This window comes from Nocardioides endophyticus (assembly GCF_039543845.1).
Lineage (GTDB): Bacteria > Actinomycetota > Actinomycetes > Propionibacteriales > Nocardioidaceae > Nocardioides > Nocardioides endophyticus.
In genome coordinates, this window is sequence record NZ_BAABKN010000034.1 from 1 (window position 1) to 22,100 (window position 22,100).

The 22,100-nt window shown below is 68.3% G+C and carries 19 protein-coding genes; 9 read left to right on the plus strand and 10 right to left on the minus strand.

Going from position 1 to position 22,100, the window contains the following annotated elements:
• Positions 1–91: 91 nt before the first annotated feature.
• The 3 genes from ABEA33_RS24385 to mobF form a co-directional block, all read right to left on the minus strand.
• Positions 92–1,210, minus strand: coding sequence for a tyrosine-type recombinase/integrase (locus ABEA33_RS24385; RefSeq protein ID WP_345529708.1), 1,119 nt, complete (start codon positions 1,208–1,210; stop codon positions 92–94).
• A gap of 59 nt (positions 1,211–1,269) precedes the next feature.
• Positions 1,270–1,512: a helix-turn-helix domain-containing protein gene (locus tag ABEA33_RS24390; RefSeq protein WP_345529709.1), complete on the minus strand. Its 243-nt coding sequence runs from the start codon at positions 1,510–1,512 to the stop codon at positions 1,270–1,272.
• 322 nt (positions 1,513–1,834) lie between these two features.
• Positions 1,835–4,462, minus strand: coding sequence for a MobF family relaxase (mobF, locus tag ABEA33_RS24395; protein ID WP_345529710.1), 2,628 nt, complete (start codon positions 4,460–4,462; stop codon positions 1,835–1,837).
• A 710-nt stretch (positions 4,463–5,172) separates the two neighbouring features.
• Here mobF and ABEA33_RS24400 point away from each other — a divergent pair.
• From ABEA33_RS24400 to ABEA33_RS24410, 3 genes are read left to right on the plus strand one after another with little or no spacing between them, the layout of a single operon-like run.
• The gene (locus tag ABEA33_RS24400) at positions 5,173–8,124 is read left to right on the plus strand and encodes a hypothetical protein (RefSeq protein WP_345529711.1); all 2,952 of its coding nucleotides are present in this window, start codon (positions 5,173–5,175) and stop codon (positions 8,122–8,124) included.
• On the plus strand, positions 8,124–9,968 hold the full coding sequence (locus tag ABEA33_RS24405) for a LodA/GoxA family CTQ-dependent oxidase (RefSeq protein WP_345529712.1): 1,845 nt from the start codon (positions 8,124–8,126) through the stop codon (positions 9,966–9,968). Before ABEA33_RS24400 ends, ABEA33_RS24405 begins: the two co-directional genes overlap by 1 nt.
• Positions 9,965–10,819 (plus strand): hypothetical protein, encoded by an 855-nt coding sequence (locus ABEA33_RS24410; RefSeq protein WP_345529713.1) that lies wholly within the window; start codon positions 9,965–9,967, stop codon positions 10,817–10,819. The genes ABEA33_RS24405 and ABEA33_RS24410 overlap by 4 nt, the downstream gene beginning before the upstream one ends.
• A 493-nt stretch (positions 10,820–11,312) precedes the next feature.
• Here the strand turns inward: ABEA33_RS24410 and ABEA33_RS24415 are convergent, their stop codons facing one another.
• Complete coding sequence (locus ABEA33_RS24415; protein ID WP_345529714.1) at positions 11,313–12,326, minus strand: hypothetical protein; 1,014 nt, start codon at positions 12,324–12,326, stop codon at positions 11,313–11,315.
• 748 nt (positions 12,327–13,074) lie between these two features.
• Positions 13,075–13,563, minus strand: coding sequence for a tyrosine-type recombinase/integrase (locus ABEA33_RS24420; RefSeq protein ID WP_345529715.1), 489 nt, complete (start codon positions 13,561–13,563; stop codon positions 13,075–13,077).
• Positions 13,564–14,405: 842 nt separating this feature from the next.
• Between ABEA33_RS24420 and ABEA33_RS24425 the strand changes: the two genes are divergently transcribed.
• Together ABEA33_RS24425 and ABEA33_RS24430 are read left to right on the plus strand one after the other, a co-directional pair.
• Positions 14,406–14,576 carry a helix-turn-helix transcriptional regulator gene (locus ABEA33_RS24425; RefSeq protein WP_345529716.1) on the plus strand — a complete coding sequence of 57 codons (171 nt, stop codon included), beginning with the start codon at positions 14,406–14,408 and terminating at the stop codon, positions 14,574–14,576.
• 214 nt (positions 14,577–14,790) lie between these two features.
• A complete protein-coding gene (locus ABEA33_RS24430) occupies positions 14,791–15,354 on the plus strand; it encodes a hypothetical protein (protein ID WP_345529717.1) in 564 nt (187 codons plus the stop codon).
• A gap of 4 nt (positions 15,355–15,358) precedes the next feature.
• Here the strand turns inward: ABEA33_RS24430 and ABEA33_RS24435 are convergent, their stop codons facing one another.
• The 3 genes from ABEA33_RS24435 to ABEA33_RS24445 form a co-directional block, all read right to left on the minus strand.
• Positions 15,359–15,577 (minus strand): hypothetical protein, encoded by a 219-nt coding sequence (locus ABEA33_RS24435; RefSeq protein ID WP_345529718.1) that lies wholly within the window; start codon positions 15,575–15,577, stop codon positions 15,359–15,361.
• A 7-nt stretch (positions 15,578–15,584) separates the two neighbouring features.
• Positions 15,585–15,905, minus strand: a complete 321-nt coding sequence (locus tag ABEA33_RS24440) for a hypothetical protein (protein ID WP_345529719.1) — start codon at positions 15,903–15,905, stop codon at positions 15,585–15,587.
• A 95-nt stretch (positions 15,906–16,000) separates the two neighbouring features.
• Entirely contained in the window at positions 16,001–16,570 is a 570-nt protein-coding gene (locus tag ABEA33_RS24445; protein WP_345529720.1) for a hypothetical protein, read from the minus strand.
• Between the two features lie 108 nt (positions 16,571–16,678).
• Here ABEA33_RS24445 and ABEA33_RS24450 point away from each other — a divergent pair, with 108 nt between their 5' ends.
• From ABEA33_RS24450 to ABEA33_RS24460, 3 genes are all read left to right on the plus strand, one after another.
• Entirely contained in the window at positions 16,679–17,548 is an 870-nt protein-coding gene (locus ABEA33_RS24450) for a hypothetical protein (protein WP_345529721.1), read from the plus strand.
• Positions 17,549–18,034: 486 nt separating this feature from the next.
• On the plus strand, positions 18,035–18,949 hold the full coding sequence (locus ABEA33_RS24455; protein ID WP_345529722.1) for a tyrosine-type recombinase/integrase: 915 nt from the start codon (positions 18,035–18,037) through the stop codon (positions 18,947–18,949).
• Between the two features lie 133 nt (positions 18,950–19,082).
• Positions 19,083–19,466: a VOC family protein gene (locus tag ABEA33_RS24460; RefSeq protein WP_345529723.1), complete on the plus strand. Its 384-nt coding sequence runs from the start codon at positions 19,083–19,085 to the stop codon at positions 19,464–19,466.
• A 25-nt stretch (positions 19,467–19,491) separates the two neighbouring features.
• Here the strand turns inward: ABEA33_RS24460 and ABEA33_RS24465 are convergent, their stop codons facing one another.
• Complete coding sequence (locus ABEA33_RS24465; RefSeq protein WP_345529724.1) at positions 19,492–19,674, minus strand: DUF1918 domain-containing protein; 183 nt, start codon at positions 19,672–19,674, stop codon at positions 19,492–19,494.
• 329 nt (positions 19,675–20,003) lie between these two features.
• Here ABEA33_RS24465 and ABEA33_RS24470 point away from each other — a divergent pair, with 329 nt between their 5' ends.
• Positions 20,004–20,474, plus strand: a complete 471-nt coding sequence (locus tag ABEA33_RS24470; protein ID WP_345529725.1) for a methyltransferase family protein — start codon at positions 20,004–20,006, stop codon at positions 20,472–20,474.
• 1,063 nt (positions 20,475–21,537) lie between these two features.
• Here the strand turns inward: ABEA33_RS24470 and ABEA33_RS27560 are convergent.
• Positions 21,538–22,005, minus strand: coding sequence for an SRPBCC family protein (locus ABEA33_RS27560; protein WP_425577470.1), 468 nt, complete (start codon positions 22,003–22,005; stop codon positions 21,538–21,540).
• Between the last annotated feature and the right edge of the window lie 95 nt (positions 22,006–22,100).

The window sequence follows — 22,100 nt, forward strand, 5'->3', positions numbered from 1 at the left end:
TACGGAAGCACGAGTGGCCTCCAATCCGCCGGCCGAATCAACCGCAGTCATTCTGGGCGCTGTGACGCACCATCGGCGACACGAAAGCGTCTCACTCGGCAGCACTCGCGTCCCCAACGGCGCGGGTGGCGCGGGTGCCCAGCGACGCCGACATGATCGACTCCGCCGCCTTCCGCGTTCGGTCCTCGGCGGTCGGCCAGAGGTGGGCGTAGGTGTTGAGCGTCGTCGTCGCCTTCGCGTGGCCTAGCGACCGCTGGACGGTGACCACGTCGCACCCGGCTGCGATGAGACCCGAGGCGTAGAAGTGCCGGAGGTCGTGAAGCTTGATACCCGAAAGCCCAGCGTCTCGGAGCGTCTTGCGCCACCAGTAGCCGACGGTGTTCTGGTGTGGCGGACCGTCGCCCTCCCCGGCGAATAGCCATCGCTCCTTGCCCGTCGTGCCGTACGCGGCGACGTATTCGGCGAACACGTTCACCAGGCTGTCGGCGAGGTAGACGACGCGCTCGGACCCGTATTTGGGTGCCCGAACGTCGATTGCTCCGCCGTTCACGCGCTGGATCTGACGGGACACCTTCATCGACTTCCGCAGGAAGTCGATATCGCCGAGCCGGACGCCGGCGGCCTCGCCCAGCCGCAGACCGGCGAACGCGCACAGGGCGATGAACGGCTGGAACCGTTCGTCGGCGACGGCCATCAGCTGCCCGACTTCCTCTGGGGTCGGGACGGACATCGCGACGTCGGCTCGGCGGCGGCGGGGGAGACGTACTCCGTCGGTCGGATCCGATCCGATGACCCGGTCCTTCATTGCGGCGCGGAACACAGACCGGATGTTGACGAACCTCGTCTTGACCGTGCCGGGGGCGAGACCGGCGGCGTTCATCTGCTTGATCCAGGTCTCGACGTCCGAATGGCGAACACTCTTCATCGGCTTCGCCGCGAACGGCACGGACCTGGCCGCCAGCGACATCGCGAGCACGGTGCCGGGTGCCCAGATCTGACGAGCCGACCACTCGCCGAAGTAGGCCGAGAACGTGATCCGTCCGGCCCGTGGATCGGCGTACGTGCCGGTGACGACCGTCGAGGTCACCTGGTCCAGCCACCGCTGGGCGTCGATCTTGCGGTCGAAGTGCCGGGAGTGCTCCTTGCCGGTCTCGTCGCGGTACCGGGCCCGCCACTTGCCGTTGGTGCGCTTGGCGATGCTGCCCGTCATGGTGATGCTCCTCCCGAGATCGCTCCATCGTCTCTCTGGGGTCCGACGTCGGCACAGCGTCAGCGGCGCTTCTGTGAACGATTGGTCTGTTCGGTGAGCCAGAGGATGAGGTCGGATCGCCAGTAGCGGACGTGTCGTCCGACCTTGAAGCTGCGCGGGCCGGTGCCGAGGTGGCGCCAGTAGCGGAGCGTGCCTTCGGGCTCACGCAGGAGGGCGCAGGCTTCCTGGAGCGTGAGCATCTCGTCGCCGAGGTGCAAGTTGGAGCGGCGGTTTTCGTTGGGGCCTGTCGGTGATGCGGTCATGGTCGCGTTCCTTGCTGGTTGTCGTCGTAGACGGTGTGTCCGGATCGGCCAGCGTGGACCGTCAGGTATCCACGCTTTCGGGATACCTGCGGGGGATAGCTGCCTGGAGATCGGTGTTTGTGCAGGTCAGCAGGTATCCCTAAGTCGTGTGCCGGCGGGGCTTGCGAAGGGTTGGTTCGCGTCGGTCAGCATGGACTGTGGGTGTTACCGGATTCCGGTAACAAGCAGGGGGAACGCAGTGGGGGACGCAGGGGGAACGTTGCGTTTGCGCAGGTCAGCAGCGTTCCCCCGAAAGTTCTGTCGCATTTCTGCCGAGGGCTTGTCAGAGCCCGACTCCGGGTGTCGTCGGTCTCGATGGCCCGGGTCCCAGGGTGGGGGGAACGTAGCTGCGGCGGGGTTGGAGGCGGGGTCCGTAGCGGTCGATGGCGTCGATCGCCTGGCCGCGTGCGTGCGCTGGTCCGAGGTCGGCGCGGTCCCGACCGAAGACCTCGCCCCATTGCCGGCGGGCGTCGTCGAGGTCCTCGGCGACGAGGTGGGCGGTGTTGTGCTCGCGGCCGCGGGTCATCGCGACGTATGCCGCGGCGGCGCCGGTGTGCTCGCCGATGAGGACGTGGGCAGCGGGGACGGTCTCGCCCTGGGCGCCGTGCACCGTGGTGGCGAAGGCGAGCTCCACGAACCGGGTGGCGTAGTCGGCCGGGACCACCCGATCGCGCCGGTGGCCCCGCCGGTGATCGTGGAGGATGAGGCTGCCGTCCTCGCCGATGCCGGCGACGGTCCAGGTCTGCCGGTTCGCGACCTGGAGGTCGGGGTCGTTGCGTCGGGTCGCGACCCTGTCGCCGAGCCCGATCAGCTCACCCGCAACCGTGGTCAGCGGTTCGCCCGGATCGACCTGACCATCGGCGTGGTGGTCGCGGATGGTGGCGTTGAGGGCGGCGACCTGCTCGCGGGTGTCGGCGATGACCAGCTCGCCCGCAGCGCCTGCTTCCGCGAGCGCTGTGGTGCGTTCGACGTCGCTGCCGTGCAAGACGATGTCGCCGCGACGCCGCAGGGTGTCGAACACTTCGCCCGGGTCTTCGCCGGTGCGCATTCTGAGCGTGAGTGCCGCGTAGTCGGGGTCGGCGAACCGGTGCACGCTCTCGAGGGTGACGACGGCGGACGGGTGGGCGTAGGCGATGGCGTGGTCGAGGACTCCGCCGCGTCCGACGGCGGGGAGCTGGTGCCGGTCCCCGACGAGCCCGATCCTGGCGCCGGTCTCGTCGGCGATGGTGAGCAGTGCGTTGGCGGTGTCCTGGGTGAGCATCCCGGACTCGTCGACCAGCAGCAGATCGCCTCGCTGGAGGCATGCCGATGGCTGTGGATCGGGGGCGGGGTGGCGGGTCCAATGCCCGTCGGAATCCCAGCGCCACCCGTGCTGGTGGATCAGCCAGGACGCGGAGTGGCCGTCGGCGCCGGTCTCTGTGGCGGCGACCTCGGCTGCCTTGAGTGTGGGGGTGACGACCAGCATCCGGCGTCCTTGCCGGGCGAGCAGCTCATGGGTGCTTCGGAGGGCGGTGGTCTTCCCGGCTCCGGCCGCGCCTTCGACCACGACAAGTCTCCCGGTGCCGGCCAAGGCTCTGGTGACGGCTGCCTGCGTCGGGTCGGTGCGGACCATGCCGCGGCCAGGGAGCCGTGCCGGTCGCGCCGGATCAGTACCGCGGCGAGCGAGTCGGGTGATCAGGTCTGCCTCGACCTCGAGGACCCGCGGGGAGGTGAGTGCGCGCAGGTGCTCGGGGACATCCGTGCGGGCCAGCAACCGGGTGCACTGGTCGACGGCGCGGATGCTGATGTCCTCGGCCAGCTCGATTCGGACACTCGTGTCGGCGACCAGACAGATCTTGGCCAGCAGTACCTCGACCCCGCCGCGGACGTCGGCGGCGTTCCACGCCGACCGTCGTGTCCCCAGGCGGGAGATCACGAGGTCGGCGGCGGCGTCCCTGTCGATCCACCCCGGCCGGGTGCCCTCGAGCCGAACCGGACTGGCCGGGTCGACGTACCCGAGCTCGCGGAGCTCGGCGTTCCACCGGGCCACGAGCTCCGCGCCGTCCTGCGGGACCACCTTGTCCGGGCGCGCCTCGGCCCACGCGCGGCGGTCCCACACCTCTCGCAGCCGCGGGCCGGGCTCGGCGGCGGGAGATTCGAGGTGCTCGCGGCGCCACTCGGCCTCGTAACGGTCGACGTGGCGGCGGATCTGCGCACTCCTCGCTGAGAACGACCCGACGTACGGTGCGAGCTCGTGGATCTCGTTCGTCTCCGGGTCCAGGCTCAGCCCGTGCGCCGCGAGCACTGCCCGGAAGGTCGGGTCGGTGGCGACCGCGGCGTGGCCGATCCCGTTGATCGCCTCGATGGAGTCGCGGATCCCGACCGAGTGGATCCCGCGCCATGCCCCGGCGGCCCAGACCCGGGCGTTGACCTGGAGGTGGAGGTGTCGGTGCGGGTCCCCAGCTCGTGACGTGTAGTGCCGGATCGCCGCCGCCTCAACGTTCTCGATCGGAACCTGGACCTGCCGGCCCCGAGGCCCCACCCGGGTCGTTGCATGCTCGGCGACCCAGCCGACGATCTCCGCGGCAGCCCGGTCCTGCGCTGCGTCCAACGCGGCCGATACCTCCGGGTACAGCGCGGCTGCCAATGACCACGTCTTCGGACCGTTGACAACGACCTCGACGAACCGCAGCGCGTTCGCATCGTCACGGACCCGGCCCTTGCTGATTCCGGTGTCGACATCGATGCCGGCAACCCAATCCTCGTAGGTGTCGCCGTCCATCGAACCCGCCTGCTCGACTCCGGCTTCGCGCGACGCGGTGAGCCGCTCGGCGACACCGGTGCCCTCGCCGAGGTAGTAGTCATCGGCACGGGATCGGTCCCGCTCGACATAGGCCCGAGCCGCCTTCGCAGCGCCGCGGTAGAACTTCACCCCGCCATGCACACCGATCACCCCGCGATCACCGGTCTCACGGTGTCCGTCGACAACCAACGGACCCCTAGAAATGCCGCGTGGGCCGCCCGACACCAGGCGACCCAACTACGAACCTTCGTAGCATGCGTGCCGCCTGGAAAGGGAGGTGTTGAGAGAGGAGAAGGGCGGGTATCTGAAGGGGATTCTGGGGACCATCGGTGGTCAACGAAGATCAATCAGTCGGGAGACTGGGCGGTCCGATGTGAGCGGCCGGCGGCAGCCTGCGGCGTGGGCGGAACTAGCCCGCTAAGGGGCCCCCTTCCCGGTTTGCTAACCGGGCGGGGCATCTGGGGCATGGCGTCCAACAGCGGCCCACGCCCCGCTCCGCGTCTCGCAGGCGGTTCGGCTTACGGACGTCCGTCCACCCGAGATGCGGACGGGACAGAGCCCGAGATCCCGATGTGAGGGGCGATGAGTTCATGGCCGATCAGCGATGACGCAGAAGAGGTTGCCCTCGGCGTCCGCCAAGACCACGAAGTCTGCGTCCTCGGGGTAGGGCGAGCTCCTCCGAGAGTTCATCATCGACCCTCGACGCAACTATCAGCCCACCGGCGCCCCCAAAGGCCCACTCAAAGAGCCCTGACTCGGCTCGACGGCGTGCCGGGGTATCACCTGGCCGGTTCGCGCCTCTTATCCAGCATCACACCTGGGGCTGGCGAGGAGCCGACATGAACGAGATCTTCCGATTCCTGATGATGCGACCGGCCGAGCCGGCCGACCCGGTCGGGGTGACGCCGTCCGCGGCGTACGTCGCCCGGATCGACGAGGCCCGACAGCACGCCGAGGGCCGCGAGGCGCTCAAGCAGGCCAGCCGGGCGATCATCGCCGACCACGGCGTGACCAGGCTGGACGACCTCCCGGTGGCGGTGGCTCTGCTGCGGCTTGAGGCGGCGTTGCGCGCGCTCGCCGCCGACGCGCCGGCCGGCAGCTTCGTGGCCGCGGTGACCGCGGCGGTCAAGGACGCGCTCGGTGACACCCCGAAGAAGGTGATCGCCGCCGCGGCCACCACCCGGGCGCGGGAGACCATGCAGGACTTGCTGATCGCGGCCAAGCTGCTCTCCGCCGACGACCGCGTGGAGGCGGTCCGGATCGAGACCGCGCTGCGCGTGCTCGACCTGGTGCGGCGGATCGCCGACGGCAGTGGCCCGGTCGAGGACGCCGCGGGCCTGATGGCCGCGCTGGGTCGCTCCACCGAGATCGGCCCGCTGCTGCCGCGCCGCGACAAGCCGAGTCGGCAGCCGGAGCAGCCGCCGCCGGACGACGGGCCCTCCGAGGTCGACCGGCTGCGGGAGCGGATCGGTCGGCTCAGCGCCGCCGCCGACGCCCTCACCCGGCTCGACCCCACGGCGTTCGACCGCCCGGCCGACAAGGAGGGCGGGCGTCCCGACGCGCAGCCCTCGCCGAAGGCCTTCGTCAACCGCCGGCTGGCCGAGGCCGGCCGTGCGGGGGAGTTGACGGCGTTCGAGAACGGCGCGGTCGCCTCCTACGTCGCGGATCTCGACCTGGTCGCTCTGGCCGGCGACGTGGCCGCCGACAACCGGGCGGCGGGCCCGCGGCTAGTGCTGACCCGCGAGGCCATCGCCGGCCTGGCGCCCGAGGTGCAGAAGACGATGTCGGCGCTCGAGGTTGACCTGACCGCCACTACCACGCCGACCGCGCTGGAGCGGCTGGGCACCGAGCTGGTCACCCTGCACGGGCAGCTCGGCGAGCTGGAGAATGCGGAGAGCTACGTCCAGCTCATCGGCACCTCCGTGGTCGAGGTGGACGGCATGCACACCTGGGGCAAGGCAGGATCGGTGAGCGTTCCGAGCAGCCATGGCAGCGTGCAGCCGGTCGGGGTGGGCGACCTGCTCGTCGTGCGCCAGCAGATCAAGAAGTACGAGGGCGGCGAGCTCGCCCACATCGAGAACGTCCTGGACGGCGAGTCGCACCAGCGCCGAGTGATGCGGGCCAAGGAGTCCGAGACCACGATCACCGTCGAGGAGGAGGAGAGCAAGGAAGAGGAGCGCGACAGCCAAACCACCGAGCGCTTCGAACTCCAGCGCGAGGCGGCCTCCGTGGTCAAGGACGACGTGTCGCTCAAGGCCGGGCTGTCGGTGTCGGGGTCCTATGGGCCGACGGTGGAGTTCAAGGCGTCGGCCGACTTCGCCATGGACCACAGCAAGGAGGAGTCGGCCAAGACAGCCTCGAAGTACTCCAAGGAGGTCACCGAGCGGGCGGCGTCCAAGGTGACCGAACGCCGACGTACCCAGACCGTGCTGCGCACGCTGGAGAAGTTCGAGGACACCACCGAGCACGGGATCAACAATCCGGCCGGCAACGGGCACGTGATCGGCGCCTACCAGTGGGTCGATAAGGTCTACGAGGCGCAGGTCTTCAACTACGGCAAGCGGATGATGTTCGACCTGATGATCCCCGAGCCGGGCGCGTTCTGGCTGCACGCGACCACCATGAAGCCGATGCCCGGCACCAGCACCACCAAGCCCACGCCGTTCACGCTGACGCCGGCGCAGATCGACGAGTGGAACTACAGGTACTACGTCCACCTCTACCAGGTGGCCGGGGTCAAGCCGCCGCCCGCGCCGTACGTCGCGGTCTCCAAGACCGTGGACGGCGCTGCGAGCGACGACGACGACGGCGTGCTGACCAAGATCGCCGACGTGCCGGTGCCCGACGGCTACCAGGCGGTCACCGCCAACACCACCGGGTTGCTGGCGTTCTGGCATGACGACTGGAGCGTCGACTACGCAGTCGGCAAGACCAGCTGGCGGCAGAACGGCGGCACCGGCTGGAGCCACGGCTACACCCTCGGCAACGAGGAGGGCGCGCTCCCGTTCGCGGTGAAGACCTTCCACGTGGCCAACGTCGCGGTCGCCGTCGAGGTGACCTGTCAGCGGACGACGCGCGTGCTGGACGCGTGGAAGCTGGAGACCCACGCCGCGATTCAGCAGGGCTACCTCAAGCTGCTGCGCGACTATCAGGACGAGCTGGCCGCGCTCCAGGTGCAGGCGCAGAACGCGATCGCCGGGCGTAACCCCGCCGAGAACCGGCAGATCGAGCGGGCCGAGCTGCGCAAGCACGCGATCGCGACGCTGACCGCGCAGCAGTTCGACCTCTTCGGCGCGGTGGCGACGGCGCCCGAGGGCTTCCCGGAGCTGGACCTGGCCGAGGCCGACGCCGAGGGCCGTTACGTGCGGTTCTTCGAGCAGGCCTTCGAGTGGGAGCAGATGATGTACCTCTTCTACCCCTACTACTGGGGCCGGAAGACCAACTGGCTCAACCGGGCGCTGCTCCAGGACGTCGACCCGCAGTTCGCCGACTTCCTCAAGGCCGGGTCCGCGCGGGTGGTGCTGCCGGTGCGGCCGGGTTTCGAGACCGCGGTGGCGCACTTCCTGGACACCGGCGAGATCTGGGACGGCGCCAACCCGCCGCTGCTGACCAGTCCGCTCTACGTCTCGATCATTCAGGAGATCAAGGAACGCGACCTGGCGCCCGGCGATGAGGTGGCCCAGGGCGACCCGTGGGACGTCCGGCTGCCGACCACCCTGGTCCGGCTGCGGCCCGACGGCTCGCTGCCCACATGGGCCAAGGACGCCAATGGCGTCTGGCAGCCGGTCTGATGGCCGCTCCGCCGCGCTACCGGATCCACCCGGCGATCGGGATCGCGCGGGTCGGCAACGCCGACCCGGACGACTTCTTCGTCGGACCGGAGCGGCCCGGGCAGGCGGTGGTAGGCGTCTCCGGCGTGGGGACTGCGGTCCCGCCGTTCAAAGCCGGCGGCCGGCTCAAGCGGCAGGCAGCGCGCTTCCGGGTCTGGGAGTACGTCGACAAGGGCGGCGTGTGGACGCCTTCTCGCGAGGTCAACCTCGACGAGAAGGACGTCGTCGACCTGACCTGGACCGTCCACGTGGCCAACAAGAAGGCCTCGTTCTTCACCTTCGACGGGCTGGCCGGGTCGCCGCTGCTGCCCAAGCAGCCCTCGCGGGTACGCCGCAACGCCGGCGTCCCAGACCGCCGTACCCTCGAGATCGACCCCCTCCCGCGGGCGGTGGCCGGGCGCAGCGCCAAGCCGGTCCCGCTCGATAAGGGCGGCAGCGGCAACCCCAAGAAGGAGTCCTGGCCCGTGCCGCAGCCGACGCCGGCGATCACCTCGCTGGGCCAGCTGCGCACCGATGCCAAGGGCCGGCTTGTTTTCGTGCCGGGGCCGGCCACCTGCGGGGTGCGCGGCGGCGCGCCGATCACTACCTACGCCAACAACGACGGCTGGTTCGACGACGTGTGCGACGGCCCGGTCAGTGCCCGGCTCCGGATGAAGGTCGACGGCAAGACGGTGACCGTGCCGGTCGACCCTGCATGGGTACTGGTCGGGCCGCCCGACTTCGCCCCCGACCTGCCGCAGCAGGTCTCCCTCTACGACTGCCTGCTCGACGTAGCCGTCCGCGACGGGCTGGTGCCCAAGGACGAGGCGCTCTACACGACCGGTGCGCTCGACCACGTCGCCGGGCTGGCCAAGGATCTCGGCGGCGGCGGGACCACGCTGTCGTCATACAAGGTGCGCTTCGATGAGGACGTCGCGCCGATCCTGCGGGCGACGCTGGCCTCGATGTGGGTCTGGGGACCGGCGCAGAAGGCGCACGGCTCGATGGGCGGGCCAGTGCCTGCGGCCGCGATGTGGGGCTACCTTAGCGATCCCGCGCAGCCCGACACCTTCCGCAAGCTGTTGTTCGGGCGGCTGCGCAAGCCGGGCACCCGCGGCGCGACACCGGTCGACGACATGCCGCGGCTGCTCGGTGACGACCCCTACGACAAGTTCAAGACCGGCCTGATCGGGCTCAGCCTGACCGTGACGCAGTACGCGATCATGGAGCGCTGGGCGGCCGGCGCCTTCCTGGCCTCTGCCTTGGGGCCGGCGTCGCTGACGACGCCGCCGATGCCCGCCGCGGTCACGCCGGGTGGCCTGGACCGGGCAGCGCTGGAGTTCGCCTCCGGCGGGGCGTTCTACCCCGGCATCGAGTGCGGCTGGGCGATCCGCGAACGCGGAGTCTTCGCTGCGCCCTTCCGGGTCAAGGTCGGCGACGGGAGCAGGTACGTCGGGGACGCGAAGGGCAGCGTGGTCGGTCCCGGCTACTTCTCCCGGCAGATGGCGCTGCCATGGCTGGCCGACTTCTTGCAGTGCAAGACCGAGACCCAGAAGCTCGCGGTGCCCAAAGTGCCCTGGGGCTGGTGGCCCAGCCAGCGCCCCGACGACGTCTACGCCACCGCCGCCGACGCCACGGCGCGGGCCGCGATGAAGCCGTGGGTCCGCCCCTCGGCCGCCTGGCCGCCCGACCCGGGCCTTCCCGGCGGACGGCCGGCCCGGCCGTCGTACGTGCAGATGGTGGCGCACTGGTGGAAGTTCGGCGTCGTGGTCGGCACCCCGTCCGCCGGCCTCTCCGAGTCCGAACGCGCCTCGAGCGTTCCGTGACCACTCATGTCGTCCTTGGAGACGGCCCGGCGGGGTGTGCCGCGGCATGCGCGCTGCGGCTCGCCAGCCACGACGTCGTGCTCGCCGGTCGCGGTCGAGTTCACCCGCCGGGCACGCTCGAGCTGCTCTCGGGCCGCGCGGCCTCCGCGCTGGTGACGCTCGGCTTGTACGACGCGGTCGTCTCCCGCGCCCTGCCCTGCCACATGATCGTCTCCCGGTGGGGCACCGCGTCGTACGACGAGCGGCCCTCGCTCCTCGAGCCCTTTGGCCACGGCTGGATCGTCGACCGGCACTGGCTCGACCCCCTGCTCCGCGCGCTGGCCCGCGCCGCCGGCGCCGTCCCAGGCTCCGGTGTCCCGACGGTGATCGCCACCGGCCAGAACGCCGCGGGAGAGTGGCGGCCCCTCGGCCCCGACCGGGTCACCCTCACCGCCGTCGTTCCGTCCCGGGAGGAGCTGCGCGGCCACCTCCTCGTCGAGTCCGCCACCACGGGTTGGTGGTCCGCCCTCGACGACGGCGTCCGCTGCGCCTTCTCCTGGACCGTTCCCGCCGGCCCCGGCCGCGCCGAGCTAATCGCGTCGTGGCGCCGAGCCCTGGCCGTCGGCCCGTCCGTGCTCCCCGCGGACCTCGACCACCGCGAACTGACCCTCCGCCCCTCCCGCAGCCGCCTCACGACCAATCTCGGTCCTGCACGCGTCGGCGACGCCGCCCTCTCCGTCGACCCGCTGTCCGGTCACGGCCTGACCCTGGCGCTTGAGGGCGCCGTCCGGTGCCTAGACCCCGACCACGCGGTCTGGCTACGAGGTCAGGCCGAAGAGCACGCCGACTCCGCGCGCTTGACCTACGCGTAGGGCGAACAGTCCCTCACGGTCCGGCCACCGGCCGGAGCCGGGAAGACGAGCGGATCCCGTTCTGGTCACGCTCCGCGTGAGGATCGGCTTGCGGGACGAGATGCACCAGAGCGTCGAGCGCAGGTTGGCCCGAGCTTGACAGTGATACGCGGCAGAACGGGGCAGGTCAGGCTGACACCTGGTCGTGCAGCAGACCCAACGGCCTCCCAGTGTTCTGTCCGGACAGGTTGGGCTCGCTAGTCGTGGGCGACCCTTGGTCACGGCATGCCGTGGCCAGTGGTGTCGAGCAGGGATGTGTACGAGAACTCGTGGATTCGCGTCCGCGAGGACTTCGTCGAAATGCCCGGCGTTGATCAAGGCATTCATGGCGTAGCGACGGTTCGGCAGCCCGCCGTCTTCGCCGTGGCGGCCAATTCGCCTTGACAGCGCGCGAAAGTCCCTCCCACCCAATGACGCGTCACCCTAGGCCCGGCCACTGGAGTTGTCGCCGAGGTCAGGGTTTGGCTTCCGCCTCGACGCTGCTCCTACCCAACTCCTCAAGCAGCGCGCGACGGTCAACCAGCCGCTCGAACCGGTAGCTAGGGCTCAGCAGGGCGACGAACTCGCCTCGAGCCGAAGCCACGGCGCGCACCCGGTCCGACGAGGACCATCCCGAGTTGTCGACCAGACAGTCGTCGGGTCGCACGACTGGCGCGAGGAAGCCGTCGGTGAGGTGGGCGGCCTCGATCCAGGACGCGTGCTCCCACGTCACCGGCCGGCCCGGCGCCTCGGGAAGCTGCAGCCAGCCGGCCGGCACGTCGGGCGGGATGGGCGACTGCGGTTGCCATTGCATCCTGCTCAGGAACCGTCGGGCCACGTACAGCGGATCGACTAGCGCGGTGCCTGACGCGACGCCGCCCCACCAATGGTCCACGTCCAGCGGTACGGCGGCCTCAACGGTCGGCGGGACCCGCAACGGATCCGCCCCCAATGCTCCGTCATCGACGAGCCGGCCGACCTGTTCCGCCTCGGTCTGCAGCCACGCCAAGCGGAGACGGGCGTCCTGTTGACCGAGCACGCGCACGAGATCCGACGCGTCCACGATGCCCAGGAAGGTCCGACTCGTGTCCCCCCGGGTAGCCACGAAGACGACGGCCTTTACGCCCTTCAATCGGCTGAGCAGGTAGGTGAAGAGGGAGAGCCTCGACGTGAGCCACTCCTGCCTGCCGTCGCTCTTTAGGTCAATCACGATGAAGTCGGCGCTTCCCGTCGCCAACAGCGTCTGTCGGAGGCTGTCGAAGTAGGAATCGTTGACGTCTTGGGCGATGACCAGCCCGCGCACGTCAGCGTCGGTGTGCCTGCTGCGCCACGGTGGCGACACCTCGGTCGCGACCGCGAGCTCGAAGGAGACCGCGAACACCGAGACGCCAGTGACCCTGCCGGCGATTGCACTGAGGAAATCGCCGATCTGGCGTCGCAGCACGACCCCCAGCGCCAAGATCGTGATGGGCCAGGCGAGGTGACCCACAAGCCCGACCCAGTCAGAGGAAGTCACCTGCTAAGTGTCCTACCGCCGAAGGCTGTTCGCCAGATCGTGTGGTGACATCCTGCCTGCGGCGCGAATGCACCCACAGGTGCTCCTGTCCGCGCAAACCGCTTCACTGATCTCGATGGCATCCAGCCCGACAGCTCGGAACGCTTCCTTGACCGCTTGGAGAGCTCCAATCGCGGACCCGCCCACGTTCCGCAAGCCGAACCGCCCGCGTCACTCCGGCCGTCCCTCGTCGACCTACGGTGAACGCTCGCCGTCTCCGGAAGGGGATCCAGTTGTGGTGAAGGTCGTGGCCCCGGTCTCGTCGGCCGTGGTTCGAGGCGGCCGGCGGATGACCGCAGCTGTGGCAAAAATGTGGCAGGACGCTCAGTCGCGACCGGTTGCAGCCAACCGTCGCCAACACATTTCCGCATGTCAGGCCTGCAATGCCAACGATGACCACTGACAGCTGCTGACCGTGCTGCGCTTTCCCTGGTACTGCTGATCGCCGTTGCGCGCTGAGGACGATGCGATGACTGATGGCTCGGCGAGTACCGGCGGCCTCCGCACCACGGCGGTCCGCAAACAGTCCGCAAGAAGTCCGGCCGAGGCCGATGGTCCCCGTCGACGACCAACGGACCAGTGACCGCGTTTTCGCAGGTCAGAGGCTGTTTTCCAGCGCTACTCGGCGATGCCCAACGACCACCGAAACCCCACGTGATCGTTCCGCTTCAACGTCTGACGGTTACGCATCGTCGCAGGGCAGAGGCCATTTAGGGTCTTCTGGAAGGCTCTCTGCCCGCACTCTGCCCGCAAAATCTGGGAGCACTTGCCGGGCGAGGCTCGACGCGGCCCGCCGGGTGCGGTCCTCTCCGGAGGGCCAGAGCTTCGCGTAGGTGTCCAGCGTGGTGCTCGCCTTGGCGTGCCCCAGAGCCCGCTGGACCGTGACGACGTCGCGGCCGTCCGCGATCAGCCCCGAGGCGTAGAAGTGCCGCAGGTCGTGCAGCCGGATCCCGGTCAGGCCGGCCTTGCGCAGCGTGGTCCGCCACTGGTGACCGATGGTGTTCTGGTGCGGCGGGTAGTCCTCGGCGCCCGCGAACAGCCGGTCCGAGACGTTCCCAAGCTGCTCGTGGTGGCGCAGGATGTCGGCCAGCTCGTCGGGCATCGGCAACGACCTCTCGGACCCGTACTTCGGGAGCCGGATCTCCACGTTCTGCTTGCCGGTCCGCTGCACCTGGCGCCGTACGTGCCGTTGGCGGCGAACGGCCGGAACCGCTCGCCGGCCACGTCGAGACAGCGAGCCACCTCACCGGGGGAGGGGATGGTGAGCGCCTCCGCCCGTCGACGCTGGCGGGGGAGCTTGACCCCGTCCGTGGGATCCACCCCGATCAACCGGTCTCGGACCGCGGCGCGGAAGACCGACCGCACGTTCACGAACCGGGTCTTGATCGTCCCCGGCGCCAGCGCCGCCCGGGATTCGGTGGCAGTCGCCATCGACTTCACTCAGGTCTCGACGTGCGTCGTGCGGATCTTGCGCAGCTCCATCAACCGGAATGACGTGCCCCGGACGCTAGGGCCATCGCCGCCTGGGTGTTCGAGGTCCAGACCTGACGAGCCGCTCAGCTCGCGAAGAACTGCTCGAACGTGACGCTCCCCGCCGACGAGTCCACCCAGGTGCCCGCATCGACCTTGCACAGCTCCTCGCGCAGCCACCGCTGAGCATCGACCTTCCGGTCGAAGTTCCGCTGGTGCTCGGTGTCCAGCTCCGGATGCCGATACCGCGCGCCAGCGCTCTCCTCGTCTGGTCACCGAACCGTTCGCCACGTTGCCTCCCAGCGTCGACTACGTCTGACACGAACGCGCGCGCCGGCAACGCCCTCACGCTCTACGAAGCTGTGGGCGATGCCGCGTCCAGCAGGGCTGTGGAGAACCATCGCTGCGACCCCTCACCACTTTGCTCACCATCTCGCTCACCAGTCGCCCGGTGCCCGGCAGATGACCGAACGCCGGCAACGGCCGTTGCCTTATCCGCTCAGCACGTCCGTCGAGAGCAGTCGAGAGCGAAAGGACACCGTCATGGAGAAGCTGCTACGCCTTCCCGAGATCGCGGCGATGACCGGGCTACCCGAGAACACCCTCCGCTTCTGGCGCCACCAGGGAACAGGCCCACGATCGGCCCGGCTCGGCAGGAGGGTCGTGTACCGCGAGCGCGACGTCATCGACTGGATCGACCAACAGTTCGACTAGTAGTGCGCGGGCCAGCGCTGCCCGCAGACTCCGCATCCCGATCGGACCGGCGCGTCATTGACCGGTGCTGGCCCGGGGCACGCTCGACAGATCCGTCGGCCTCTGGGGCGCCCTATCCGCCCACTATGGGGCAGGTCCGGTGTCGCCAATTCGTGCGGCAGACCCGACCTCTAATTCTGGCTCCACTGTCCGTCCTCTCAGACAGACTGCGAGCATGAACGACATCGTTCCGTGGCTCCTCGGCCCAGCGGGCATCGTGCTCGGCTGGTGGCTCAACCAGCGAACCTTGCGCGGGAACGCGGAACGACAGGTCCAGCAGGCACACGAGGCCTCCGAGCGGCAGCGAGTTCTTGACGCCGTGGCCCTGGCCCGTGACACCGCCAGCCTGATCCGCTCGCTCTTACACGGGATCCACATCAAGGCGCAGTACCGCCAGGCACCTCACGGCTTCACCGAGATGATGGACGAGTTCAACCGCACCCGAGACGCGTACCGGAACGCCGTGCTCGCGCTCCGCATCCTTGGTCCCTCGTGGTCGGTCGAAGGGGCTGAGCGCCTTGACGTGGAGATCAACAAGTTCGCGGAACTGGCGTTCACCATGCAGAAGGGCATCAAGAGCGAGCACATGACCGCCGTCAACTCTGGCCTCCCCGAGTTGGACCGAATGCTCCGGGAGTACATCGCAACCGTAAGCGAGCACTACAACGCCGCGCCCGCAGAACTTCCGCCGCAGCCGGACATGGAGACAGAGGGACGCTGGAAGCCGATAGAAGGCTGACCGCTCAGCCGACGCGAGGCTCAGCGTCGCTGAGGTCGGTCTGCCAGTAGCCCTCATTCATCCTGCGGATGTGGTCCGCGTCCACGTACGCACCGGGCGGGAGCGCGCGCTGGACCTTCTCCACGATGTCGGAGTTGTGCATCGCAATCGAGGTCTGGCCGACGATGTGCACGACCTCCCAGATCGCGGGCTCAACGATCTCCCACAACTCGTCCTCGGTCATGCCGCCGTCAGCCGCTCACCCAGTAGGAGAAGTGGCCCGCGTCGTCGTCGATGGTGACCCGGACCGCGTGCTGCCGACTCTTGTCGCCCATGAAGATGCCCTTGCTGAACCACACGGTGCAGTCGCTGATCGACCCGGCCTTCATAACCACGGGCTCGCAGTCTGCACGTGTCGCGGACTTGTAGAACTGGTTGCTGCGCAGGGCCGTTACGAGTTGGTCCGCCAAGTCCTCGCCGCTCAACTCCTGTTCCGAGGACCCTGCCGCATTGCAGGCCGATGTGACGACGCACAGCGCCACCGCAGCCACCGCAACCCGTCCCCCGCTCACGCGGCGAACGATAACGACGAAGCGCGGGGCGCGAAGCAAAACTGGCAACCACTCGGCGGCGGGACGCCCCCCAACCAGCTTCGGAAAGAAGCTCCTCAGTCCTTCGGGCGACGGACGCTCTCGCGAGCGGCTTCGAGCAAGCGTTCCGCTTGTCCCCGCAAGACCTGCATGTCAGGAGCGAATCCGTCTAGGACCTCACTCTCAGCCTTCTCTCGCTGCTCCCATACGGACTTCCAGCGTTCGTAGTCCGTCCTGATGTCGACCTCGCGGAGTCGATCCCATAGACGGTCCCAACGCCGACCCAAGCCCTCCTTGACTCCCCCGCCATTCATCGCCTTGATGAGTGAGGTCAACTCATTGCGGCAGGTCGAGGACGCGAACGCGTCCACTGCTGCCCGGTTGGCTGTCAGCGCATCCAACAGGCGTGAAAGACCGAAGGCCAACCACTGGTCCGACTCACCCTCGGGGTCGGGTGCCTCGATGAGTTCTTCACAGGTCTCGATGACGACGAACAACGCCTCCGACTTCTTGTCCCACACACGCCGCTCGAAGTCGAGGTCGGACTCATGCTTGCGCTGTCGCTCGCCGGTGAACACGTTGGCTGCGATGGTGAGGGCGGCGAGACCAGCCGACGAGACGACCGAGACTGTGGCAATGTCGACCATGCGCGCGAGTCTCCCAGTGTCGAGCGAGCCGCACAGGGGATTGAACGTTGGGGATCCGCGCTGAGAGGTTCGTGCCGCCTGTCGGCGGTGGCGGTTAGGGTCGCGGCCGTGGACGACATCGTGGAGCAGTTGACCTCGCGGGATGCTGCCCTGCTCACGTGGATTGGCGTGGCGGTTCTGCTGATCGTCTGGTCGATGATTCGCGGCGGCGAAGTCGGCCAGAGCGTGGTCTCCGTGATCAGAGCCTTCTTCGCACCGAAGGTTGTAGGGATGGTGGCCCTTGTCGCCGCGTGGCTGGTCCTGGTTGTGTACCTCGCGGCATGTATCGGGCTATGGAACTCCGAACTGCTGAAGGACACGATCGTCATCGTCATCGTCGGCGCGTTCATGGCCGGGTTCAAAGCACTCGCTGTCATGGAGGGCAAAGCGACGATGCGGCAGGAGATGAGCTCCATCGTCGCCCTCGTGGTGGTGCTTCAGTTCGTGGCGAACTTGCGGACCTTCCCGTATCTCGTCGAGTTGATCATTGTGCCAGTGGCGGTACTCCTCGGCGGGATGCAGGCCGTCGCCAACCACAGCGACGAACACCGTGCTGCGCGCCCGGTCATCAACGGCATGATCGTCGTGTTCGGCCTCAGCATCTTCGCTTGGTCGGTCTACCGAGTGGCTTCGTCGCTCGGCTCGACCGAGTGGGGCACGGTCGGAATGTCGTTCGCACTAGCGTTCTGGCTGCCCGCCGCATTGCTACCGGCCATCTACGTTGCCGCGCTGGTGATGCAGTACGGCAAGACGATGACGATGATGAAGTTCGTGCGCTCGCCGTCATTGGGCGCTCGGATGGATTTCTACCTGCACCACGGCGTCAGCCTGCGACGGCTGAACGCGTTCGCTCGCACCCGCGGACGCGTGCACGAGTACGCCCGAGCAGAAAGCCGTGACGATCGACTCGCAATCCTCCGCTCCCCCGCCGATGGATGACCGCTCGTGCCGGCGGCATTCAACGAGCGCAAACCATCTATCATCTCGACTCGACGCACCTAAGTCGGCGGCCATGGATAGGCCCTCCGAGGGTAGGAGTTCACCGCCTCGGCCAGCGGGTTGTAGGTCTGTAGCCACTCGCCGTCGGCCATATACCGCCACGACTCGGCCACGTCGTCAGGGACCTCGACTTCGATCATCCAGCCTCGGCCCGACCCCGTGAACGTCCACTCGGGAGTGTCCCCGAACCAGACGTGACGTGCCGAGGGAGGCCCAGCCCGGTACGACGAGCGAGTGACCACCCGTGTAGTAGTCACCGAGGTTGTCTGGACGCGGATGCCCTGCGGGAGACCAGACGCGCGTCATACCACCGCTCAGCGGACGCCGACGGTCGGGACGTGAGGACTAGCGTCGATAGGCCCAGGCTCCCGGTCGCGTTGACGGCGGGCGAGGCCGGACAGAAACAGGCCGCCGCGAGGTGGCCCCATGTCAGGCACGACCGCACTCCTGCCCTTCCGACCGATGGAGATGTCCCCAGCCCAACTGGCGGCGGTCTCCTACCTTGCCCGCTACTCCGGACACACCCACCGGCTGTACGCCTTCCAGCTACGACGCTGGTTCAACTGGTGCGAGAACAACGGGCTTGACCCACTGCAGGAGATTCAGCGCGCTCACATCGAGCTCTACATCCGCCACCTCGGCAACTCGGGACTGATGGACTCCTCCGTCGTCACGATGATGCACGCGGTCCGAGGCTTCTTCCGGTTCGCGCACATCGACGGGCTCATCGCTTCCGACCCAGCCGTCTACGCAAGACTCCCGAAAGTTCACCGCGACGAGTCCCGAACCCAGGGACTGGACCGGCTCGAACTCATCCGGTTCCTCCAGGTCGCCCAGACACTGACGGTTCACCACGGGGCATTGGCCTACCTGCTCGGCATCAACGCCCTCAGAGCATCCGAAGCCGCAGCCGTGCGGATCGAGGACTACGCCGAGACCCTCCGAGGCCACCGCGTGCTGCACCTGGTCGGCAAGGGCAACAAGCCCGCCACCATGCCGATCACCGTGCCGGTCCTCCGGGTGTTGGAAGCCTGTCGCGGCCAGCGAACCGCCGGACCACTCATCCTTCGACCAGTCTCGGGGAATCCGATAGACCGCCGCGACGCCTACCGAATGGTCACCCGAATCGCGAAGGTCGCCGACGTCCCGCGCCACATCAGCCCGCACTCCCTGCGGCACGCCGCTATCACCAACGCCCTCGACGCAGGAGTCCCACTTCGAGACGCCCAAATCCTGGCTCGGCACGCCGACCCGCGCACGACTGAGCACTACGACCGCGCCCGCGGCAACCTCGATCGGCACGCGGTCCATTTCTTGACTGCCTACGTCGCCGGGGTGTGAGCAATCCAGCTCAGCTTCGCCCACAAAGACGCAATGGGGTTCTCCGCTGCTGGGCGGCTGGGTCCGTGCCCGTTGACCTCCGTAGGGGGCAGCAGTTCACTGGATGGTCCACACCATTTCCGAGGGAGGCAGCATGTCCGGCAAGGTGGTGCACTTCGAGATCCCGTTCGACCATGGCGACCGGGCTCGGAAGTTCTACGGCGACACATTTGGCTGGCAGTTCATGCAGGTGCCCGAGATGAGCTACACGATGGTGATGACCGGTCCGAGCGACCCCGAGAAGGGTCCAACGGAGCCCGGCTTCATCAACGGGGGGATGTTCGAGCGAAGCGGGGAGTTCGCAGGCAAGGGACCGAACATCGTGATCGACGTGCCGAGCATCGACGAGGCGTTGCGCAAGGTCGAGGCGGCAGGCGGGAAAACCGCAAAGGAAAGGACGCCGGTCGGGGAGATGGGGTTCGCCGGCTACTTCACCGACACCGAGGGCAACCTGCTCGGGCTCTGGGAGAACGCCTGAGCACTGCCGCGTCCCAGACCCGCTCTCAGGCCGGGCGCACCCGAGCGTCCGGACCGGGGAAGCACAGCGCCTCGTGTCCGTCCGGCCAGCGCACCAGGAACGGCGGCTGCCCGTCCGCGCCCTGTACCTCGATGATCTCTCCCTCGCGACGGTGCTGCTCCGCCGAGTTGCTCTCCACCAACAGCAGATCGCCGACGTTCGCCCTCATGGCTCCTCCTCGTGCCGTTGCCCCCACGATGCGCCTCGATTGCCGCGGGGACAACTGCCGTGACCAACACAGCACCTGCCTCGCCTGCTCGGATTGGCGAACGGTCTCAGCAGAACAAGCTGTGGTTCTTGATCAGCAGCTCGCCATGTCGAAGCGGATCTCGCGGTGCACCCGTCGCCGGCCGAGCCCCACCCACGAGGGTCGGGGTCTGTTGCACGAACGGGTCCCTTTTCGCCGTCTGTCGGTTACCTCGGGACCTCCGGGTTGGCCAGGTGCGCTCGCGACCTGTCCTGATCATCGGCGCCGCCATCACCGGGGACACTGATTGCATGGTGCACGGTTCCGAGGAAACCGTCGGGTTCCGGCTCTGGCCGCCGGTAGCGATCGGCGCACCCCTGTTCGTCGGCTGGCTGGCCACGTCGTTCTGGGGTGACCCGGTCGGGCTCAGTGGGTGGCGGATTCCGCTCGGCTGGGCGCTGGTGCTGTTGTTCGTCGGGTGGAACGGCTGGTCGCTGTGGCTGTTCCGCCGGCACGAGACCGGGATGCTCCCGGGGCAGGCCACGCACGCGATGATCGAGGAGGGGCCGTACCGGCTCTCCCGCAACCCGTTGTACGTCGGCATGCTCGCGCTCTACCTCGGGCTGGCCTTGCTGGCACCCACGTCTTGGGGGCTCGTGATGTTCCCGGCGGCGGTGTTGCTCGTCCTCTGGGGCGCGATCCGTCCGGAGGAGCGATTCCTGCACGAGCGCTTCGGTGCGCCGTACGACGACTACACGCGACGGGTACGTCGCTGGCTGTGACCCGCCGGCGAGGTCACGAAAGGTCCAACGCTCGCCCTGACCTGTGTGCAAGCCGGGTGCCTCGCAAGGTGCGTCTATCCACCGCGAGCCGGACGCAATGATCTGTCGATGAGCGGTCCTTCGGAACCCTGCGCAGGGAGACCGCGTCCTATGGGTATGAAGGCGACGGCCCGGGTGGGTTCCGCGGTACTCGCGTGCGGGATTCTCACTGCGTGCACAGGCCCAACCGGCACGACCGAGGGCGATGACTGCGTCAGCCACGGAGCGAGGCACTGTCGCGTCGGTGCGGACGCAGGCTCGTGGGCCCGACGTCGGTGCGGGCGACCAGCACGCCGTGCGCGTGGTAGACCTCCTCGACCGGAACGGTCGTCGTTTGGCTCAGGTCGACGTCTGGCGCACCGATGGCAGGGCCTGGCGTGCTGGCGTCTGGAGCCAGTGCTTCGATTGACGTCCGCGATGGTCCTGGGACCAGTTCACAGTCAGCACCTCGCGCCCAAAGCCGGCGTACGTCACCGCCCTGATCCGCCGCGACCCATGCGCTCACGAGCCGCGTCCTACCACCGCCAAGCGGACACATGGATCTGCCGACAGGCGCGCATTGCCCGGCTGACCCAAACCTGCGCCGAGCCTGTCCGCTCAGCGCGGCTTCAATGGTGCGAAGCGCTCACGCCACAAGCCGACGCAGCGGTAGACGATGAGCGCGAGACCTGCGAGGAAGTACGCACTGCCAAGCACTCCACCGACAGTGATGCCGTTGCTCCAACAGTCCCAGGCGAAACGCCCGGCTAGCCACATGGTCCATCCAACAGGCACGAGCAACGCCAAGCCCGCGAGAGTCTGCGGCCATGACGGTCGTCGTGGAACGGTCACGGGGTCGCTCATGCCCGAAGCCTGGGCCGTTGGCGCTCAGGAGTGGCGGGGCATTCCGACGCGCGCTGCGTTGGGCCGTAGCGTGCGCTCGGCGACGCACGCATGTGCCGCGATTCGATCGCGGACCGCCAGCGCCATTCCGTAGCCGCGAACCGGACACACAAATCTGCCGGGAAGCGCGAGCGATCGACCATCACCGAGATCCGTGAGGCGCTGAGCTGACGTGGGCTACCGCATCGAGCCAGCGACCCAGCTGCCTATTGCCGAAGGCCCGCTGAATCGGGCGTAGGGCTAGTGGTACCTCGACAGAGAACGTGTACGTCAGGATGCAGTCCGCGCCGTCGGCCCGGAGGCGAGCGTCTTGAGAGCCACGGGTCCGTCCGTTCCAACTGACCGCGACGACGTGCCGCTCGCCGGGCACAACGTCAGTGACCTGGAGGCGCATGGTCGGTCGGCCGCGCATCGCCAGCTCGTAGCCCGAATCCAAGGTTCCAGGTTCGCCCCACTCGCTGACGAGGTGAACGCGAGGCTCCACGACCGGTTGCTGGCTCGGCGTCGAAAGCACCGACCACACGGCCATCGTCGGTGCGTTGATCCGAATCTCGCGCGTGATGCTTACGACGGACACGGCTGGGACCCTAGCGAATCCGTCCGTCCGCACTTGCCACTGCGAGTGCGTTTCGAGGGTACGTCTTAACGGCTCCCTTCTGTTGTCAACCGGTCGCTTTGAGGTCTGTCCTTGCTCGGGTCTTCCGG

Bases quoted from the DNA above. Each gene is read 5' to 3' on its own strand.
- ABEA33_RS24385 (WP_345529708.1), bottom strand. From the start codon at position 1,210: ATGACGGGCAGCATCGCCAAGCGCACCAACGGCAAGTGGCGGGCCCGG.
- ABEA33_RS24390 (WP_345529709.1), bottom strand. From the start codon at position 1,512: ATGACCGCATCACCGACAGGCCCCAACGAAAACCGCCGCTCCAACTTG.
- ABEA33_RS24400 (WP_345529711.1), top strand. From the start codon at position 5,173: ATGAACGAGATCTTCCGATTCCTGATGATGCGACCGGCCGAGCCGGCC.
- ABEA33_RS24405 (WP_345529712.1), top strand. From the start codon at position 8,124: ATGGCCGCTCCGCCGCGCTACCGGATCCACCCGGCGATCGGGATCGCG.
- ABEA33_RS24425 (WP_345529716.1), top strand. From the start codon at position 14,406: ATGGAGAAGCTGCTACGCCTTCCCGAGATCGCGGCGATGACCGGGCTA.
- ABEA33_RS24430 (WP_345529717.1), top strand. From the start codon at position 14,791: ATGAACGACATCGTTCCGTGGCTCCTCGGCCCAGCGGGCATCGTGCTC.
- ABEA33_RS24435 (WP_345529718.1), bottom strand. From the start codon at position 15,577: ATGACCGAGGACGAGTTGTGGGAGATCGTTGAGCCCGCGATCTGGGAG.
- ABEA33_RS24445 (WP_345529720.1), bottom strand. From the start codon at position 16,570: ATGGTCGACATTGCCACAGTCTCGGTCGTCTCGTCGGCTGGTCTCGCC.
- ABEA33_RS24455 (WP_345529722.1), top strand. From the start codon at position 18,035: ATGTCAGGCACGACCGCACTCCTGCCCTTCCGACCGATGGAGATGTCC.
- ABEA33_RS24460 (WP_345529723.1), top strand. From the start codon at position 19,083: ATGTCCGGCAAGGTGGTGCACTTCGAGATCCCGTTCGACCATGGCGAC.
- ABEA33_RS24465 (WP_345529724.1), bottom strand. From the start codon at position 19,674: ATGAGGGCGAACGTCGGCGATCTGCTGTTGGTGGAGAGCAACTCGGCG.
- ABEA33_RS24470 (WP_345529725.1), top strand. From the start codon at position 20,004: ATGGTGCACGGTTCCGAGGAAACCGTCGGGTTCCGGCTCTGGCCGCCG.